12 protein-coding genes and 1 pseudogene are annotated in these 18638 nt (G+C 65.5%); 6 read left to right on the plus strand and 7 right to left on the minus strand.

All coding sequences use genetic code 11. The features are described 5' to 3' along the window. Nucleotides 1-73: 73 nt before the first annotated feature. Nucleotides 74-340, plus strand: coding sequence for an AbrB/MazE/SpoVT family DNA-binding domain-containing protein (locus tag F0311_RS04780; protein WP_150460805.1), 267 nt, complete (start codon nucleotides 74-76; stop codon nucleotides 338-340). Beyond that, the gene (locus F0311_RS04785) at nucleotides 337-792 is read left to right on the plus strand and encodes a hypothetical protein (protein WP_150460806.1); all 456 of its coding nucleotides are present in this window, start codon (nucleotides 337-339) and stop codon (nucleotides 790-792) included. Before F0311_RS04780 ends, F0311_RS04785 begins: the two co-directional genes overlap by 4 nt. Before the next feature lie 340 nt (nucleotides 793-1132). Here the strand turns inward: F0311_RS04785 and F0311_RS04790 are convergent, their stop codons facing one another. Continuing rightward, nucleotides 1133-2077 carry a phosphotransferase family protein gene (locus F0311_RS04790; protein ID WP_150460807.1) on the minus strand — a complete coding sequence of 315 codons (945 nt, stop codon included), beginning with the start codon at nucleotides 2075-2077 and terminating at the stop codon, nucleotides 1133-1135. Between the two features lie 251 nt (nucleotides 2078-2328). Between F0311_RS04790 and F0311_RS04795 the strand changes: the two genes are divergently transcribed. Next, a complete protein-coding gene (locus tag F0311_RS04795) occupies nucleotides 2329-2559 on the plus strand; it encodes a hypothetical protein (RefSeq protein WP_150460808.1) in 231 nt (76 codons plus the stop codon). Nucleotides 2560-2623: 64 nt separating this feature from the next. On the opposite strand, the gene F0311_RS04800 is transcribed toward F0311_RS04795, so the two are convergent. Together F0311_RS04800 and F0311_RS04805 are read right to left on the minus strand one after the other, a co-directional pair. After that, on the minus strand, nucleotides 2624-3514 hold the full coding sequence (locus F0311_RS04800; RefSeq protein WP_191089740.1) for a phosphotransferase: 891 nt from the start codon (nucleotides 3512-3514) through the stop codon (nucleotides 2624-2626). Between the two features lie 72 nt (nucleotides 3515-3586). After that, nucleotides 3587-5731, minus strand: a complete 2145-nt coding sequence (locus F0311_RS04805) for an ATP-dependent DNA helicase UvrD2 (RefSeq protein ID WP_150460810.1) — start codon at nucleotides 5729-5731, stop codon at nucleotides 3587-3589. An 88-nt stretch (nucleotides 5732-5819) separates the two neighbouring features. Between F0311_RS04805 and F0311_RS04810 the strand changes: the two genes are divergently transcribed. Continuing rightward, the gene (locus tag F0311_RS04810) at nucleotides 5820-7481 is read left to right on the plus strand and encodes a phosphotransferase (RefSeq protein ID WP_191089741.1); all 1662 of its coding nucleotides are present in this window, start codon (nucleotides 5820-5822) and stop codon (nucleotides 7479-7481) included. 11 nt (nucleotides 7482-7492) lie between these two features. Here F0311_RS04810 and F0311_RS18975 read toward each other — a convergent pair whose 3' ends face one another. Further along, complete coding sequence (locus tag F0311_RS18975; protein ID WP_150460811.1) at nucleotides 7493-7687, minus strand: HepT-like ribonuclease domain-containing protein; 195 nt, start codon at nucleotides 7685-7687, stop codon at nucleotides 7493-7495. 9 nt (nucleotides 7688-7696) lie between these two features. Continuing rightward, nucleotides 7697-8866: pseudogene (locus tag F0311_RS04820) on the minus strand (ATP-binding cassette domain-containing protein); the annotation flags it as partial. Nucleotides 8867-9054: 188 nt separating this feature from the next. Here F0311_RS04820 and F0311_RS04825 point away from each other — a divergent pair. After that, nucleotides 9055-10227: an MFS transporter gene (locus F0311_RS04825; RefSeq protein WP_223881141.1), complete on the plus strand. Its 1173-nt coding sequence runs from the start codon at nucleotides 9055-9057 to the stop codon at nucleotides 10225-10227. A 78-nt stretch (nucleotides 10228-10305) separates the two neighbouring features. Next, nucleotides 10306-11631 carry an MFS transporter gene (locus F0311_RS04830; RefSeq protein ID WP_223881142.1) on the plus strand — a complete coding sequence of 442 codons (1326 nt, stop codon included), beginning with the start codon at nucleotides 10306-10308 and terminating at the stop codon, nucleotides 11629-11631. Between the two features lie 3 nt (nucleotides 11632-11634). Here the strand turns inward: F0311_RS04830 and F0311_RS04835 are convergent, their stop codons facing one another. Next, on the minus strand, nucleotides 11635-15369 hold the full coding sequence (locus F0311_RS04835; protein WP_150460814.1) for an ATP-dependent helicase: 3735 nt from the start codon (nucleotides 15367-15369) through the stop codon (nucleotides 11635-11637). Beyond that, nucleotides 15366-18629, minus strand: a complete 3264-nt coding sequence (locus tag F0311_RS04840; protein WP_191089742.1) for an ATP-dependent DNA helicase — start codon at nucleotides 18627-18629, stop codon at nucleotides 15366-15368. The genes F0311_RS04835 and F0311_RS04840 overlap by 4 nt, the downstream gene beginning before the upstream one ends. Nucleotides 18630-18638: the final 9 nt, after the last annotated feature.

Below are 18638 nucleotides of genomic sequence, written 5' to 3' on the forward strand. Positions count from 1 at the left end.
CCCACATCGGTTCTCGCTTCTCTTTCCTGTCGCCCTCTCGCGCACCGCTTATGACATGTATAACATGTTTATCATGCATGATGATGAGAGTGGTGTCGTCAACGGCCCCGAGGGGCGGAAGTTCTACGGATCGGTGACGGTCGGTGAGCGCGGGCAGGTCGTCATCCCCGCGCAGGCGCGCCGTGACCACGGCATCGGAGCGGGCGACAAACTCATCGTCCTGGGAAGTGATGAGGGCATCGCCCTGATGGGCGTCGAACGTCTGATGGAGACCCTCAGCGCGTCCACGACCCTCTTGAACACGCTGCGCGAGCAGACAAGTTCGGAAGCAGACCGATGAGCGGGCGACCAGAGAAACCCGTCGTTCGTCGCCCGTGGCACGTGTGGCTCGTCTCGATCATCGTGTTCGCGCTCTACGTCGGCGGAGCACGCGACTACCTGCTGATCCTCATGAATGACACCGACTACATTCGCGGGCAGTTCGGTCAAGGTGGGGTCATCTACTTCGCCGACTATCCGGTGATTCTCCGTATCATCTGGGCTGTCAACATCCTCGGAGGGCTCCTCGCCCCGGTACTGCTCATCGCACGCAACCGATGGGCGTTCCCGGTCGCTGTGACCTCAGCATCTGCGCAGGTCGTGCTGCTCATCGCGACCTTCGCCTTGCTGAACCGATGGGCGATGCTGGGCACCGTCACCTCCTGGTTCGACATTGGCATCGGGATTGTAACGGCGCTCTTTGCGGGATACTGCGCGGCATTGCGCCACCGCCTGAATCCCGAACGTCAGTAGACTGAAACCGCGCACACGCGCAAGATTTCAGTCTCGCGGTGATCCAAGACGCATGATCCAGCCGGTTGGGCAAGTCCCACCGAAGGCATCCATCGGAGCCAGGGAGCAAATGAGCCACAATCGCGGGGGCAGAACGGCCAGTACCTACTACCCCGCCAGCCAGTCCCAGACTAGCCACGCCCAATCCTCACAAGGCGCAAAAGTAGTTCGCGTCCCGATTGCCCCCTACAAGTCGCGCGGCGGCCCCTCACGATCGCGTATCGGCTATCTGTTCTCGTTGGGCCATCTGAACACCTTCCATGACATCTGCGGGGGATACACCAGATGGAGGGCCCCACAGTTATTCGAGGCGCCGTAGCGCCGTCTCGATAGCGACCTCGACCCGGGAAGTCATGCCCGGCACATCGACGGGACGGCGCCCTGCGACCTGACTACGGATCCACTTCGGCTGGGTGTCGTCATGGTGCAGCAGGGCATACAGATCCCACCACGGATCGAGAATCACTCCGGCGATCGACTCATAGAGCAACCGAAGCTGCTCCGACCACTCTGGCGAGTAGAGCACCGCCAAATATCGCCGACAGTGCCCGATGTCAATCGCGGGCGACCCTCGATGGATGCTGTTCCAGTCGGTCAGCCCGGTGATTCTTCCGCGCGACCACAAAATGTTGACAGGCAGGAAGTCCCCGTGCAGAAAGACGGCAGTGTCGGTTGGTGGTGGCGCCGCCATGACACCAAACGCCGCTTTCCACACATCCGGCTGCTGTGCCCCGACCGGCACCTGAAGCCCGTCGAGAGGAGCGATCCAAGAATCGGTCCAAGGATTGAATGTCTTCGCGGGCAGGTCGAGGGAATGCAGCAAGACGGCAATCTCCGCGATCCTCGTCATCCAGGACCGAGGTTCCACCGGATTGAGGTCCACATGTCCCGGCAACCGTGTCATCAGCAACGATGGCGCACCCCCGGTCGAAGTACCGGTGACATCAGTAGCCAGGATTCTGGGAACCGGGAGCCCGCTTTCCGCCACCACGCGAAGGTTGGCGATCTCGTTCTCCAAGGCCCCTACCAGTCCGAACCCGCCCGGGTACTGCCGAAGCACGACCAACGTTCGCTTCCCACCTCGCTCGACAGTCAGCCGATGCACGGCGGAGGAGACGCCACCGGTCAATCGGCGATAGCCAACAATGCGACTGCCCCGACCCATCGACGCTGCAACCCAGGCGAGAGTCTCCTCGGAGGGCCGACGCTGCCGGAACTCGCCATCCCTCCAGTCGCCGTCGGTCATGAGCCCAAGTCTATTCACCAGGGCCCTGAGTCGATATGGGTTTAGTGACTAGCGCCAGAGGCAGTGACCCGGCTGCTGGATGGCCGTCACCATCTGGAACGGTTCGCAATAGAGCAGGTGAGCGAGGTGGACTACCTGATCACCTAGAGGAACAACGAGTTCGCTCCCTGCCCCTTCTTCGCGGACCTTCTGGGCGAAACCCTCGACCAGCTCACGGCCTGGGCGAACACGCTGGCCACCGTGCGCTCACAGTGAAGGTCCAGGTTTCCAATCTCGAGACGCTCGTGCTTTTTCCGCTGCGCGGCGTGGCTCACGGCGACTCTCACGCGGGCATCGTGAGCATTGCGCTGCGGGTTGACCGCGCACATCCTGAACTGATCACGATGGGCATGGCCGGCTCCAAGCTCGCTGACCAGCAACGCCAGGCGTTCCTGCTTGTGCCGCCTATCGAAGTGCAGCGAGGATGGCACGCCCGACTATGACGCACTTACACGATCCGGATCTGGCTGCGGAACTGCCGCCGAGACCACTAGCGGAGTCCTTGCGTCAGAGGTTGTGGGCCAGTGTCTCACTCAGCGGTGAGGTTCGTCGGAGTCCATCGAGTTCCCAGCGTCCGGGTTGCCGGCCACGGCGCAAGTGGAACAGGGACAAGCTGAGCATGAGGGCCCACCAGTCGATCAGGAGCATCCGCCACTCCTGATCGTTGAGCGGTTCTTGCTGGTCGTAGGCGAGGAGTACGTCATCGTGCCGGCACCGCCAGACGTGAATCGCCTCCGTGACCCGGCGGTCAATCGTGGCGAGCTCGAAGTCGAGAACACCGGAGAGGTTCCCAGCCGCCCACAGAATGTTGTGCCTGGCAAGGTCACCGTGCACCAGGGTGCGGCGGGACGCCTCCCAGTCCACCCGCTGGGTTCCCGCCAGAACCTGGTCCAGTCGTGTCAGCAACCACTCTCGATCCTGCACGTTCTCGCACTGGGCGAGGTATCCAGCGGCTTCAGCATCGTCCAGCACGGCAAGGTGATCAAGGCGATGAGGTTGTGGACCGAGATCTTCGGCGATGTCCCCGATCCGCTGCCACTGGGCAATCAGGTCCGCATGCTGAGACGGGGTCATGATAGCCGGCGCACCGGGCAACCAACTCTCAAGCGTCCACCAGGTTCCATCCGAGCTGAGCGGCTCTCCGATCGCAGCAGCTACCGGCCACCCAGTTCGGCGCACCCGGGCGCGCACCTCGACCTGCCAGTCGATTGCCTGACGCAGCAATTCCGGACCCAACTCCAAGACATCTGAGTACCGCCGAAGCACCAGGGGATCCCCTCGGCGCACCACCAGCCAGTTCGCGCTAGCCCGACCACCCAACGCACGCTCCAAAGCGACGCCGAACTCCTGCGCCACAGCATCGACACTGGCCGCCTCCGGAGACTCGTCGCCAACCATGGGTGCCATCCTCACACGTTCAGCCTAGTGCCGCACATCCAGACCGCCCGGCGCGGTCGCTTCGCTCGCGCCTCAGGCTCTGCCCAAGTGCTCTGCGAGTGCGGCCTTGAGCTGCTCGCCATGGGATTCCAGCTTCTTGGGGCCGATGCCGGAGATGGCCAGCAGTTCCTCATCGGTGCCAGGCCTATGTTCGGCAATCGCTTCCAGGGTGGCGTCGCCGAAGACCATGAAGGCCGGAACTTCCAGCTCTTTTGCGTAGCCGCGCCGCCATTCACGCAGGTGCTCGAAGAGCTGCTCGTCATAGCGCGGCGGGCAATTCTCACAGCGGCGGCGTTTGATCTGGGTGCCAACGGTCAGCGGGGTGCCACAGCTAGCGCAGAGTGCCGCTCTGCGCTTACGGGCCGCGGCATTGACACTGAGCCCGCCTACGCCCGGTGCAATCCTCTGCGCTGGTGCCTCCAGGCCCAGCTCTTTGCGCAGCGGGATGAGGAACCGGGAGGCTTTGCGCCGGCCCCGTCCGCCCGGGTGCCGGGCTGCCGCGGAGGAGAGGAACAGGCGGGTCTTGGCCCGAGTGATGCCTACGTAGAGCAGCCGCCGTTCCTCATCCAGCTCCCGCTGGGTCTGGGCAAAGCTGATCGGCATCAGCCCTTCACACAGTCCGGCCAGGAACACCGCCTCCCATTCCAAGCCTTTGGCCGAGTGCAGGGAGGCCAGGGTCACCCCTTCAACGGTGGGAGCGTGCTGGGCGGCTGAGCGCTCCTCCAGCTCGGCCAGAAACTCCCGCATGCTGAACCCGGACTCACGTTCAGCGGCCAGCTGTTCGGCCAGGGAGACCAGCGCGGCCAGCGACTCCCAGCGTTCCCGCACCGCCCCGGTGGAGGAGGGCGCCTCCCGGGTGAACCCAATGGAAGTGAGCACTCCGCGGACCTGTTCCGGCACCGGGTCCGGGGACTCTTCGGCCAGCAGAGAGCTGGTGCGCAGTGCGGCGATGGACTCACGCACTTCAGGCCGTGAGAAGAAGCGTTCAGAGCCGCGCAGCTGGTAGCTGATGCCGGCTGCAGCCAGTGCCTGTTCGAAGGCCTGGGACTGCCCGTTGGTGCGGTAGAGCACAGCGATCTCGCTCAGCGGGATGCCGGACTCAGTGATCTCGCGGACTTTTGCGGCAATCCAGGCGGCCTCGGCGTCGTCGTCGGCATGCTGAGTGATCTCCGGGACCCGGCCGCGGTCCCGCTGGGAAACTAGCTGCAGCGGGGTGGGCCAGGGGGTGGGGCCGCCGGGACGCCGGTCGGCCAGCAGCGTGTTGGCCAGTTTCACCACCTCGGGGGTGGAGCGGTAGTCACGGATGAGCTTGACCACCTCGGCCTCGGGGTAGCGGCGGCGGAAGCTCAGCAGGTAGTCGGGGGTGGCCCCGGTGAAGGAGTAGATGGTCTGGGCGGCATCGCCCACCACGCAGAGCTCTTTGCGCCCACCGAGCCAGAGGTCCAGCAGGCGCTGCTGCAGCGGAGACACATCCTGGTACTCGTCTACCACAAAGTGCCGATACTGCTGGCGGACCTGGGCGGCCACCCGCTCATCGGACTCCAGCATTCCTGCGGTGAAGAGCAGAACATCCTCGAAGTCCATCAGCTGCCGGTCCTCTTTGATGTCCTCGTAGGCCTGGTAGAGCCGGGAGAAGCCGCGGTGGTCCAGTCCCGCCGGGGCTTCACGCTGCTCAGTTCCGTCCTCTGCCCTTGCCAGGTATCCCTCAGGTGTCAGAGTGGAGACCTTGGCCCATTCCACCTCGGCGGCGTAGTCGCGCAGGCTGGCCCGGTCGGTGGTGATTCGCAGCCGCTTGGCCGCCTCGGCCAGCAGCCGAACCTTGTGGTCCAGCAGTTGGGGCATCTGCCCGCCGATGATCACCGGCCAGAAGTACTGCAGCTGACGCAGGGCGGCGGCGTGGAAGGTGCGGGCCTGCACCCCGGGGGCACCCAGTCCGGCCAGCCGGGAGCGCATTTCGGCGGCAGCCCGGGCGGTGAAGGTCACCGCGAGCACCCGATGCGGGTCGTAGACCCCGGCGCGGACCCCGTAGGCAATCCGGTGGGTGATCGCCCGGGTTTTGCCGGTGCCGGCACCGGCCAAGATGCACAGGGGGCCGGTCAGTGTGGAGGCGGCGGCGCGCTGTTCGTCATCGAGCCCCTCCAGAACTGATTCAAGGGCGGTGTTCTCTCCTCCACTCATGATCTCTACGGTAGCGCCCGGCACTGAAACGGCGCGCATACGGCGAGTCAGCGGGACACGGGGCACCGGCCTCCATAGGCTGAGATGCGTGCGATGGACTTCGATGGAACTGGCTGCCCTGGCCACCCGTGCGGTGCCCGGCCTCTCCCCCACCGGGGTGGCTGACGCCGCCGACGACGCCCGGGACTTCATGTCCGCGGTGGTGGTGGACGGTTCCGGCAACCGGTGGCGGGTGCGCGGTCCCCAGCACGGCCAAGCGGCGATGCGCCTGGAGACCGAGGTTCAGGTGCTGCGCGGCTTCTCCACCTCGATCCGCGCGGAGCTTCCTTTCCGCGTGCCCTCAGTTGCGGGGGCTACCCGGGTCGATGACATGCGGGTCTTCGTCTACAACCACCTGCCCGGTGAAGCTCAGGAGCTCGGCGAGCTGATCAAGGCCACCCCGGCGCTGATCGATGATCTGGGCCGCACCGTGGCTGCTGTGCATGATCTCTCCGAGGCCGTGGTGGACCATGCTGAGCTGCCCCGGTACTCCGCTGAGCGGGTGCGCCAGCGCAGGCTCAATGAGCTCGACGCCGCCGCGGCCACCGGTCAGGTGCCCCCACTGCTGCTGCGCCGCTGGGAGCACGCCATGGAGGATAAGGCGCTCTGGGATTTCACCCCGGCAGTGGTGCACGGGGATATGCATGAGGACAACCTGTTGGTCGAGGGCGAGCGCGTAGTGGCGGTGACCGGCTGGACGGACCTGCATGTGGGCGATCCGGCTGATGACCTGGCCTGGCTGATCGCCTCGCCTGATCAGCGGTTCTCCGAGGCGGTGCTGGCCGCCTACCGGGAGCACCGCAGCACAGAAGGCGATGAGCATATTCTGCGCCGCGCGGCGCTGTCAGCCGAGTTCGCTCTGGCCCAGTGGCTGATCCGCGGCATCACCGGGGAGAACCAGCAGATGATCGGTGAGGCCACCACCTTGCTGCGCCAGCTGGCCTCCGATATTGAGACCTACGGCGGCCGCCCTATCGCGCTGACCCCACAGGCTGGCCAGGATGCCCCGCAGCCTGCTGAGAATCAGGATTCCAAGCCAGTGATGCGCGCCGGTGCTGCGGCCACGATTGCCGGTGCCGGTGCTTGGGACCCGGAGGATGACGACGACGAACCGGCCTTCATCACCGACGCGGATGTGGCCTCCGAGGAGGCGGCCGCAGATGACCACGCTTTAGATGCCAAGGCCGGCGCCGCTGCAGCCGGCCGAGGGCCAGCAGAGGATCCCACTGGGGTGGTGACTCCGCTGCGCCCGCGCAGCGCCGATTCAGCTGGAAGTGCGGGCTCAGCTAAGCGAGCATCGCTGCCCGGAGATGCGCCGACAGACGCTATCCCGGCCTATGTGGATGATTCGGAGTTCGACTCCCCTGCTCCGCGCACCGGATCCCTGCCGATCCAGCCTGACCGGGACTCAGAGCGCCGGGCTAAGCAGAAGAATTTCTTTCCGACCTCAGCGACGTCGGCGGCCAGTGCCCGATCGGCGAATTCTTCGGCCTCGGCTGCTTCTGCTGGGTCTTCCTCTTCGGCAGCCTCCGCCGGTTCCGTGGGCTCGGCCGGTTCCTCGGCCTCGGCACAATCTGCTCCTTCAGCGCCCTCTGCCGGCTCGGGCACCTCGCCGAGCTCTCCGGTGAACCCTGCGGAGGCGGCGTCGTCATCGCCCACCGCGGCCAGCATCTACGACCGCCACCCGGGCCTGCGCCCTCCCGGCTCGTGACAAGTCTTCTTCTAGATTCGTGCGAACGGGGCAGGATCCGGCTCTAGCCCCAAGTCTTTGAGCAGTGTGGGAAGTTCGGCCTTGATAGCGTCCCACACCAGGTCGTAGTCAATATCGCCGTAATCGTGAGCGATACGGTTGCGAACGCAGATAGTGATGTGCCTACCGGTATCTTCCAGCAGATATAGCAGCTTCCCGCTACACATCGATCCCGCTCAGGATGCTTCCCGGCTGGCTCGCTGCTCAGCTGGGTCGGGGATCGGGACCGAGGCCAGCAGCCGTTGGGTGTAGGGATCCTGCGGATCAGAGAGCACATCGTCAGTGGGTCCGTGCTCCAACAGCTGACCGGAGCGCAGCACCGCCACTTGGTCAGAGACCAGATCCACCACCGCCAGATCGTGGGTGATGAAGATCGCGGCGAAGCCGAACTCCCGCTGCAGGGACTGGAACAGCTCCAGCACTGCGGCCTGGACGGAGACATCCAGAGCGGAGGTCGGTTCATCGGCGATCACCAGCTTCGGCTGCAGGGCAAGTGCCCGGGCCAGCGAGGCTCGCTGCCGCTGACCCCCGGAGAACTCATGGGGGAACCGGTCGGCAAAAGCACCCGACAGCTGTACGGCATCCAGCAGCTCGGTGACCCGAGCACGGGCGGAGTTCATGCTGCCCGCCTCCCCGGAGACGATCAGCGGCTCGGCCAGGCACTGCCCGATAGTCAGCAGCGGGTTGAAACTGGAGGCAGGGTCCTGGAAGACGAAGCCCAGATCCCTGCGCAGCTTCTTCAGCTGCCGCTCCCGCGCCCCGGCCATGCTGCGGCCCAGCACGGTGAGCTCACCGGAGGCAACCGGGGTCAGCCCGGCCACAGCCCGGCCGATGGTGGACTTCCCGGAGCCGGACTCTCCCACCAGTCCCAGCACCTTCCCTGCCGGGACCTTCAGGCTCACCCCGTCCACTGCGGTGAAGTCCGGCTTGCCCAGGCCTCCGGGATAGGTGATCCGAAGATCCTGGGCATGCACCGCCAGTTCGGGCTCAGCTGTCTCAGGAGACGACGACGCCTCGGTCACCAAGGTCGCCTGGGAGCGTCGTTCTTGCCCCTCCCCCAGACGCAGCACGGCACCGAGTAGTTTTCGGGTGTAGTCATGCTGAGGAGTCGCGAACACCTCCTCCACTGGAGCCTGCTCCACCAGATCGCCCTTGTACATCACTGCTACGGTGTCGGCCAGATCGGCCACCACCCCCATATTGTGGGTGATCAGCACGATCGCCGCGCCGAACTCATCGCGGCAGCGGCGCAGCAGGTCCAGGATTTCTGCCTGGACGGTGACATCGAGTGCAGTGGTGGGCTCATCGGCGATGATCACTGAGGGGCGCAGCACGAGGGCCATGGCGCAGGCGTTGCCATCGGGCTTATTTACCTACTTGTAACGCTGTGGGAAGCGCTGTGGCCCGGTTTCCGCCTGCCGGGAATGATCGGTGGGCTGAAGAGGTTTGGGCAGGGGTGAAGGCCACGACGACGCCGAGAAACCACCCCACTGCCAGGGCTGCAGCACCACTGAGGGAGTCTGAGCAGCCGCAGGTGACGCGCACTCAGATCGCTCTGGCGATCCTCGCCCTGGCAACCGGCGGGTTCGCCATCGGGGTGACCGAGTTCGCCATCATGGGCCTGCAGCGGGAGATCGTGCTGGATCTGGGGGTGAGCTACGCCCAAGGTGGGCTGCTGGTGACTGCCTATGCGCTGGGTGTGGTGGTCGGCGCCCCGATCCTCTCTCTAGCCGGGGCCAAGCGGGAGCGGAAGACCTACGCCTTATTCCTGCTGGTGCTGTTCATCGGGGCGCACCTGATGAGCTTCTTCGCCCCGAACTTCGAGACTCTGATCGCAGGCCGGTTCCTCTCGGGTCTGCCGCACGGGGCCTATTTCGCCACTGCTGCCCTGATGGGCGCACAGATGGCAGGCCCGGCCAAACGCGGTCGGGCCATTGCGGTGGTGCTCTCCGGGTTGGCTATCGCCAACGTCTCCGGAGTGCCGGCAGCCACCTGGGTGGGCCAGCAGTTCGGCTGGCGCTGGATGTTCGTGATCGTGGCGCTGCTGGCCGGGCTGACCATGCTGGCCGTGGCGCTGCTGGCCCCACGCCAGCAGCCGCCTGCCGGCGCTTCGGTCACAGGGGAGCTGAAGGCCCTGGCCAATCAGCACCTCTGGGTGGGGGTGGCACTGTCCATCATCGGGTTCTCCGGCATGTTCGCCATCTACACATACTTGGCCCATGTTGCGGTGGAGATCACCGGGTTCAGCGATCAGAGCCTGCCTGTGGTGGTGCTGATCTTCGGCTCGGGGATGGTGATCGGCACTTTCACCGGCGGCTGGTTCGCCGATAAGTCCGTGCTGGGCACTGCGATCATCGCAATGATCGCAGTGGCAGTGTTCATGCTGCTCTTCGGAGCTTTCGCCCATATTCCGGCGCTGATGCTCATCCTGCTGTTCTGCGTGGGCGTCTCCGCCGCCAATCTGGGACCCACTATGCAGACTCACCTGATCGACACCGCCCCGAAGGCCCCGCAGCTGGCGGCCAGCTTCCACCATTCGGCGTTCAACACTGCGAATGCGCTGGGGGCGATAATGGGTGGGCTGACCATCGATGCCGGCTGGGGGTTGCGAGCCCCTGCCTATGTGGGGGCAGCCGCTGCCATGGTCGGCGTCGTCATCACGATCTATGCGATCTGGCTGACCAAACGGTCCGGGCAGAAGATATGACCATCATCACGTAGTCTTTCCAGGTTCTTTCAACCGGCATTTCACATTCGGTTCACGGCCGGGTGCAATTCTTGATCCGTGACAGAGACCAAGCATTCGCCTGCGGACTACGCCGAGGGGAACTCCTCTCCGGTCGGTCCGATGACCAGCCCCCTTCAGATCCTCACTGGATCGATCCCGGCAGTCACCGGCACCCTGCAGACGGTCAGACCTGGCCCGCTTCAGCCGCAGTATTCCCCGCGGCAAGTGATGATCGCGATCCTGGCGCTGTCCATCGGCGGGTTCGCGGTGGGTGTCACCGAGTTCGCCATCATGGGGTTGAACGCCGCAGCTGCTGCTGACCTGGGCATCAGCGAGGCACAGGGCGGGCTGCTGATCACCTTCTACGCCGCCGGTGTGGTGATCGGCGCGCCGATCCTCTCGCTGATGGGCGCTAAGCGGGAACGGAAGCACTATGCCCTGTTCCTGCTGGGACTGTTCACCTTCGCCCACCTGTTCAGCTATTTCGCACCCAGCTTTGAGGCGCTGCTGCTGGGCCGGTTCCTCTCCGGACTGCCGCACGGTGCGTTCTTCGCCTGCGCGGCACTGATGGCCGCGCATATGGCCGGACCCACCAAACGCGCTCGGGCCATCGCGGTGGTGCTCTCCGGGATCGCGATCGCGAATCTGGCAGGGGTTCCGTTTGTCACCTGGGCGGGGCTGGAGTTCGGCTGGCGGATCATGTTCATCATCACTGCGATCCTGGCGGTGATCACCATGGTGGCGGTGGCCTTCTGCGCCCCGCGGGTCTATCCGCCAGAGGGCTCCTCGGTGCGCGGGGAGCTCAAGGGCCTGATGAACCAGCGGCTGTGGGTGGGCATCGCCTTGGCTGTGGTGGGCTTCTCCGGGATGTTCGCGATCTACTCCTATATCTCCTATATCGCCATGGACGTCACCAACCTCACCGCTGGGGCCATTCCGATCGTGGTGTTCTTCTATGGTCTGGGCAATGTAGTGGGCAACTTCGCCGGAGGCTACTGGTCGGATAGATCCGTACTGGGTACGGTGATGGTGAGCACGGTGACGGTGACGATTTCGATGGCCCTGTTCGGTGCCTTCGCCCATATTCCGCTGCTGATGATCACTTTTCTGCTGCTGATCGGCGTTGCGGCAGGGGCACTGGGCCCTTCAGTGCAGACTCACCTGTTGGACTGCGCCCCGAAGGCTCCACAGCTGGCGGCCAGTTTCCAGCACTCCGCGTTCAACTCAGCCAATGCGATCGGCGCGATCCTGGGTGCAGTGGTGATCGACGCCGGGTTTGGGCTGCGTGCTCCGGCCTTTGCTGGAGCCATTGCAGCCGCACTCGGGGTGCTGATCTGCGCCTATGCCATCTGGCTGGCCAGGCGATCCGGTCACAAGGTCTGAAGCTTACGACGACGCCTGCTCACCCTGGATGCGGGCAGCAAGTACTGCGGCGCCGTCGAGTCTGGTTGGGGAGTGAGTGACACCCTGGTCCAGGTAGAGGAAGTGGCAGCGGATGTTCTGCTCATCCACTCCGTAGAGCCTGCTGAAAGCCACCCGGTAGACCGCCAGCTGCAGCTCCTTCTCGGCCATCTCCTTCCCGGTGGGGACCGCGCCGGTTTTCCAGTCCACGAGGTCGAAGCTGCACCGGCTCATCAGTTCGTTCCGCTTCTGCTTCGGCCCGGCCATCCATCGGTGGTATGTGTCATTGCTCAGCGGTATGCCGTTGGCGTCTTTGGCGAAGACTGCGTCGATCCGCCCGCGCAGGGTGACCCCGGCCAGGCTGGTCTCCAGGGGGATCTCCACGGCGAAGGCCGGCCAGCCGGCCCATCGGCTGGTCTTGTAGCTGGCCCTGACCTGTTCCAGGTTGAGGTCTCCTGCCTGGTCCTCGGCGAGATGAGTGGCGAAGAGCTCGTCGATCTCGGGCAGGGAACCCTGGACCTCCAGCACCTGCTCGATGATCCCGTGGATAGCAGTGCCCCTGCGTGCCGCTGAGGAGGGTTTCTGCGGGATGGGCCGGCGGGCCTGCTCCAGGACTTCGTCACGGTTATGCGCCAGCTGCACCACTGAGGATACAGCGAGTTGGCCGGGCAGCTGCGCCTGCCCGGCAACGGTGCTGCGCGCAGCTGCTCTCCTGGTGACCAGGCGAGCCTCCTCCAACCACTGGTTCTCTTCCAGCTCCGCAAGGGGGTCATCCTGGTGGAGGTAGCTGGTGACCAGATCTGCGGCTGCCTGCAGCGCTGGCCGGCGAGAGTAGACGGGTGCGGGGCTCGGCTCCGCCTCTTCCGCATCGACGAAGGTATCGATGGAGGCACGGTCCGCCAGGTCTGCTTTCAGCAGAACTTTCCTGGTGAGCTGGCGCGCTGCGAGCGGGTCATAGGGCCAGGCGGAGATCAGTGTGTAGTCGCTCTGGGGGTTGGCCTCCTCCTGGTCGTAGCTGTGCCAGGCGAGCTCCTCGAATCCCTCCTGGTGGGGGCTTTCCTGAGCCAGTGCGCGGATCTCTTCAAGGAAGGGGGAGGCGTCTCTGCCGCCTGAAGCGCCGTAGAAACAGGCGCCTGTGACCAGCAGCCGGGTCTTGGCGCGGGTGAAGGCCACATAAGCCAGGCGACGTTCCTCCTCCTCGGCGAAGAGCACAGTGTCCTCGCCGAAGATGGGCCCTTCGTAGTCCTTGGGTGAGTTGGAGGTTCCTTCGGAGCGGGCCCAGAGCTGGGCTCTGCGCTTAGGCGGGTCCTCGTCGTCGTACTGGGGTGTCCACTGGGGCAGGGAGCCTCTGTCCCCGCGCAGCGGCCAGGGCAAGTCGCCCTCGTTCTTGGTCCAGCGGGAGATCATTCGGGAGGATTTGGGGAACTTGTCCTTCCTCAGCCCAGCCACCGCAACCACATCCCATTCCAGCCCTTTGGAGGCGTGGACGGTAAGCAGCTGGACGGCACCGGGAGCAGGGTCGCCGGGGGCCTGCTCCAGGCCGCGCTCCTGGTCCTCGGCGGCTTTGAGCCAGTCGAGGAAAGCGGTGATGTCCTGGCTTGATGAGCTGGTGGCGAAGGTCTGGGCGTATTCGATGAGCGTATCGATCTGCCGGGTGGGATGGGAGCCGGATTCCCAGGGCCGGGCGGCGACTTCCACGCCCAGCCCGGTGTCCTGTGCAATCCGGTGGATCAGGGTGCCCAGGTCCAGGTGCAGCAGACTGCGCAGGGTGCGGAAGTGGTCCCGGGCCTGGCTCAGCCGCTTGGCGCCCTCAGCGCTGAATCCGTAGCGCTGCTCATCCGCCGCATCAGGGTCCACCTGGAAGTTCTCCAGCGCTTCGATGAGGGACTGCATCTCGTCCAGCTCCGGCTCCAGGGATCCGATCTGGTCCTCATCGGCATCCCACTCCTGGCCGCGGGTCCGCGAGTTGGCCAGTCCGGCCGCGCTGCGGCCCAGCTGGTAGAGGTCTTTGGGCCCGATCCGGTACCGGGCGCCGGCCAGGATGCGGATGAGCTCGTCGGAGCGTTTGGGGTCGGCAAGCACCCGCAGGTAGGCGATTAGCTCCACCACCTCCGGCTGGTGGAGCAGACCGGAGAGGCTGGCCAGCTCGTAGGGCACTCCGGCGTACCGCAGGGCATCGGAGACTGCGGCCAGCTGTCCGTGAGTAGTGGCCAGCACTGCGCACTTCGGCGGTTCCTGGCCCTCTGGCACGTCGAGCCGCCGCTTCATCTCCTCGACGATGGCCGCGGTCTCCTGTGCCTCAGTGGTGAAGAATCCGTAGGCCACCGAGCCGTCTTTGACTTTCTCCGGGGGGACAATCCGATCCTCCGCCGGCACCGGCGGTGCCTCCGGCTGGTCCTGCGGCCGGCCGTCCTGCGCCAGGAGTGTGCCGTCTTTGGCCATCCGGTCGGCGTTGATCAGCTGTTGGAGCTTTCCGCGCAGATGTGCGGTGGTGGCGTGCCAGGCCAGGCCGGTGTCCTTGGTGAAGGGCTCGACCAGGGTGTTTGCCACATCAAGGATGCGGCGGCCGTTGCGCCAGGCGATGGTCAGCTGCTTCAGTCCCTGTTCACCGTTCTGGTCGGTGTTGGGATGATCGGCCCACTGGGCCTGCTCCGGGGTGAGGACGAACTTCTTGGGGAACTGGAAGAGCTGGCCGGCGGAGGCACCGCGGAATCCGTAGATGGACTGGTTGGGGTCGCCCACTGCGGTGACGGCATGTCCGGTGCCGGCTCCGAACAGATGGGAGAACAACTCCAGTTGGGCGTGGGAGGTGTCCTGGAACTCATCGAGCAGCACGATCTTGTACTTCTGCCGCTCCCGGACTCTGACTTGCTCAACCTCAGTGGCCAGCTGTGCGGCGTAGCGCAGCTGGTCCCCGTAGTCCATGAGACCGTTCTCGGCTTTGGCCCGCTGGTAGGCCTGGGTGAGTTTGGCGGTCTCGCGGCGCAGCTTGAGCATCCTGAGCAGTTTTCTGGACTCGCCGTTGGGCAGTGGCTGCCAGGCTTCAGCCTGGGCGATCTGCTGGTCCAGCCAGGCAACCACCTGCTCGGGGATCTGCAGGTGCTCGGCCATGTCCTGGGAGAGCTTCAGCACCTGCACGGCTAGGCTGGAGGTGTTGGCCTCCGCCTCCACCAGGGACTCCCCGTCGGGGTAGTCGGTGATCAGAGGAGTGATCAGCTGCCAGGCCGCTGCCCCACCGACCAGTTCGGCCTCGGGCTCGATGCCGATGTGCATGCCGTATTCGGCCACCAGAGAGTGGGCGTAGGAATGGTAGGTGGAGATGGTGGGTTCCAGCAGGCTGGTCAGATAGTTCTGGACCTTGCTGTGCTCGGGGAGAGTCGCGGCCAGTTCGACCGGAATGATGTCCGCAGCGCTGATCAGCTTCTTCTCCACCAGCTGGGTGAGCTTGCCGGTGACCCGTTCGGCCAGCTCACCGGCGGCTTTGCGGGTGAAGGTGACACCTAGGATCTCGTGCGGCAGGACGAGGCCGTTAGCCACCAGGTAAACCACTCGGTCGGCCATCGTCTTGGTTTTGCCGGAGCCAGCTCCGGCGGTGACCAGCATGGGCACCAGAGGTGCTTCGATGACGGCACGCTGCTGCGGGGTGGGGGTGAACTGCTCGCCGAGGGCTGCCGAGAGCGCTTCGGCAGTGTACGGGGGGTGCTGGGTGGGGATGCTCATGGTTGGGTCACCTGTTGAGTGTCGTCGCAGAGCGGGCACAGCGGACCGACCCGGCACCGGTTGTACTTTCCGGAGCTGGGTGCGGAAGCCTCGTGCCGGGATTCAAAGGCCGGGACGGTCATCACCTCAGCGGCGGTCCTCAGCTGCTGGTAGACCCAGGCCCGCTGGTCCTCGGCAGAGACCGGGTCCTGGCTGCGCAGGGTTGCGGTCTGGTTCTTCCGGATATTGAGCAGCGCGGCTTCCTGAACCTCGCCGAGCCGGCGGAGCTGCGGGTCCTGGACGGTGAGCAGCTGGTAGATTCCCAGCTGAGGATTGCGCTGAGTGTCATCGGCTGAGGGAAGGTGGTTGCCGGTCTTCAGGTCGATGATCCGCAGCTGGCCCTCGAGCCTTTCGATCCGGTCCATGCTGCCGCTGATGCGCAGCTGGTAGTCCTGTCCCTCATGGGTGAGAGTAAGCTCTGCGGCACCCTGGGCCTCTACGGCCACCACCTCCCGGTGGGACTCCTTCTGCTGGTACTTGGCTAGTTTGGTGAGCATCTCCCGAGCCAGGTTCTTTTGCGCCTGAGCCTCCCAGCCCTCCATGCGCAGGGTGTGCCATTTCTCCTCAAGCACCTGATGGAGCACCTTGGGCTCAACCTGTGTGTAGTGCTCCTCGGCGATCTGATGGATCAGGGTGCCGAGCATTCTGCTGAACTCTGCCGGTTCGGTTCCCCCGGCCCGGGAGGTGAACCACTGCAGGGGCTGGGTGATGGCTGCCTCCACTGCTGAGGGGGAGATCCGCAGCGGCTCATCGGAGGCGAAGACAGGGGCTTCGGTACTCAGCTGTGGAAGTCCCCACCAGCTCTGTGGATGAGCGGCCCGGACCCCGGATGCGGCCAGATGCGCCAGTGCCTGGGCTGCCTGTTCGGCCCGTTGGCTGGGCTGTCGGCCCTGATGATCGTGCAGCTCGTTCTCCAGGCTGCGGCGCAGTTCGGCCACCAGGGCGGCATCGGTGAGCAGGCGGACCTCGCGGCTACTGGCCTCGGGGCGCTCGGCGGCAGGGGTGATCAGCTCAAGCAGTGGGCTGGGACGTTCCTGCTCGGATTCCACCGCCACGGCGAAGAGCCGGTTCTTGGCCCGGGAGACGGCTGCGGCGAAGAGCCGGTACTCATCCTGCAGGGTCTGAATGCGCTGCACCATGGGGCTGTCACTGCCGGAGTAGGCCGTGCCCTCGGCCCAGTCGGCCAGTTCCCGGCTGCGCAGCAGTGCGCCGCGGGGCCGCAGATTGGGCCAGACGCCCCGTTGGAGATCCACCAGGATCACAGTGTCGAAGTGGCGCCCGGCTGCTGTGGTGGGGGTGAGCACCTCCACAGCCTCCTGCCGGACGGCGGATTCGGCCAGGGTGTCCATGGGCAGCTCGAGCCGCTGCATATGCTCAGCGAAGGCTGCCGCGTCTGCCCCAGGGTTCTGGGTTTCGAACCGGTCGGCGGCGTGGAACAGGGCCAGCACTGCGTCGAGGTCGTGGTCGGCCTGCTCAGCCTCCCAGCCGGTGCCGCGGGTGGCCTCCCGCCAGGTCTCGGCCAACCCTGCGGCCTCCCACACCTCCCAGAGCAGCTCGCTGGGAAGGGTGCTGCCTGTGCTCACCGCCTGCTGTGCCGCTTGGAGCATCAGGGCAATGCGTTTGAGCCCGTAGGCGGTGGTCTCCGGTCGGTCGTCTTTGGCAGGCTTGGCCCAGCCGGCAAGTACCGGATCAGCTGGATCAGCTGCGGCGATGAGGATCAGCTCATCGGAGCTGCACGGTTCGCGGCCTTCCGCGGTTGCCTGGTCGCGTTCGGTGCGGCGCAGCTGCTGGCGCAGGATGCGCAGCCCGAAGGCATCAGTGCCGCCGTACCGGGAGCCCAGCAGCCACAGCACATCGGGCAGCTCGAGCTCCCGGTCCGTTGTGTCGCAGGCCCATTCGATGATGCTCAGCAGCGGTGCCACAGCTGGTTCCTGGTGGAGGACCACATCGCGCATGGACTGGCGCACCGGGATACCGTGTGCGGTCAGTGCCCGAGCCGTGCGCTGGGCACTAGTCCCGCTTCGCGCGATCACCGCGATCTGGCTCAGAGGCACAGCGTGGCGGTCATGCCGGTGCAGGATCTCCGCCAGCACTGAGCGTTCTGCAGCATGCTCGCTGGTGGCGGTCACCGCCTCGGCCTCCACCGGAGGCTCAACTCCGGGGGTCCTGGTGCCGGAGTCCCTGTCCTGCTCGCTGTGCTGCTGCGTCAGGTGCTGCTTGAACAGGTCTCGGAGGTCACCGCCCGGGGCGGGGATGAACTGCACGGTGCGGGCGTATACCCCGGCCACCCCGGAGCTCATTCCGTGATCCCGGTTCAGCAGCTGCACCGTCGGTGGCTTCCCATGTAGTCCAGCCTCCGGATCCGGTGCTGTCAGGTGCCCCCAGTCTTTGAGCCTGCCCGGGACTGCGCCGCGGAATCCCTGGGTCACCGCATCGGGGTTGGCCAGGGCCAGCACAGGTTTGCCGGCGCCGATCAGCCGCAGCAGGGCCAGTACGCTGGGGGTGGCCTCCTGGGCGTCGTCGACGATGATGCGCTGCAGCCGCTGCCGCTCGCCGACCAGCAGGTCCGGATTGCAGCTCAATAGACGGACTGCCTCGCTGACCAGCCCGGCCGGGTCGTATGCGTCCTCGAACTCCTGTGAGCTGAAGCGCTCCAGGTACCGGGAGTAGATCTGCGCAGCCGGAGCCCACTCAGCAACTCCCTGCTGCTCTGAGGCGAGCTGCAGGTCCTCAGGGCTGAGCCCATGCTCGCGCGCCCGGTCAAAGAGCTCACGCACCTCGCGGCGAAACCCGTCGGTAGTAGCAGCCCCGCGTACCGACTCCGGCCAATGCTCCACAGTCCCCTCCTGGATCAGCTCCAGGAGGATCTCACGGATGATGCGGTCCTGTTCGGCCCCGGCGAGCAGCCGCGGCAGCCGAGCCCGGAAGGTGATGAATCCCTGTCGCCGGGCCTCGCTGAGCACCCAGAATGCGTAGGCGGCGAAAGACCTGGAGGGCTGCTCAGCGAATGCGCCTTTCGGATTGCTGCGCGCCCAGGCGCCCTCAATCGCGTTGCGCAGCACGGCTGCGGAATCTCTGGTGGGCGAGAGCACCAGCAGCCGGCCTGAGTCCTCCCCGCTCACCAGGAAGTCCAGGGCGGAGTCCACAGCGGTCCTGGTCTTTCCCGATCCGGGAGCGCCCAGCAGCAGGGTAGGCCGGTCGGGGGCGAGCATACTGGTCACCTGCTCCAC

It is taken from the genome of Nesterenkonia ebinurensis (assembly GCF_008711175.1).
Lineage (GTDB): Bacteria > Actinomycetota > Actinomycetes > Actinomycetales > Micrococcaceae > Nesterenkonia > Nesterenkonia ebinurensis.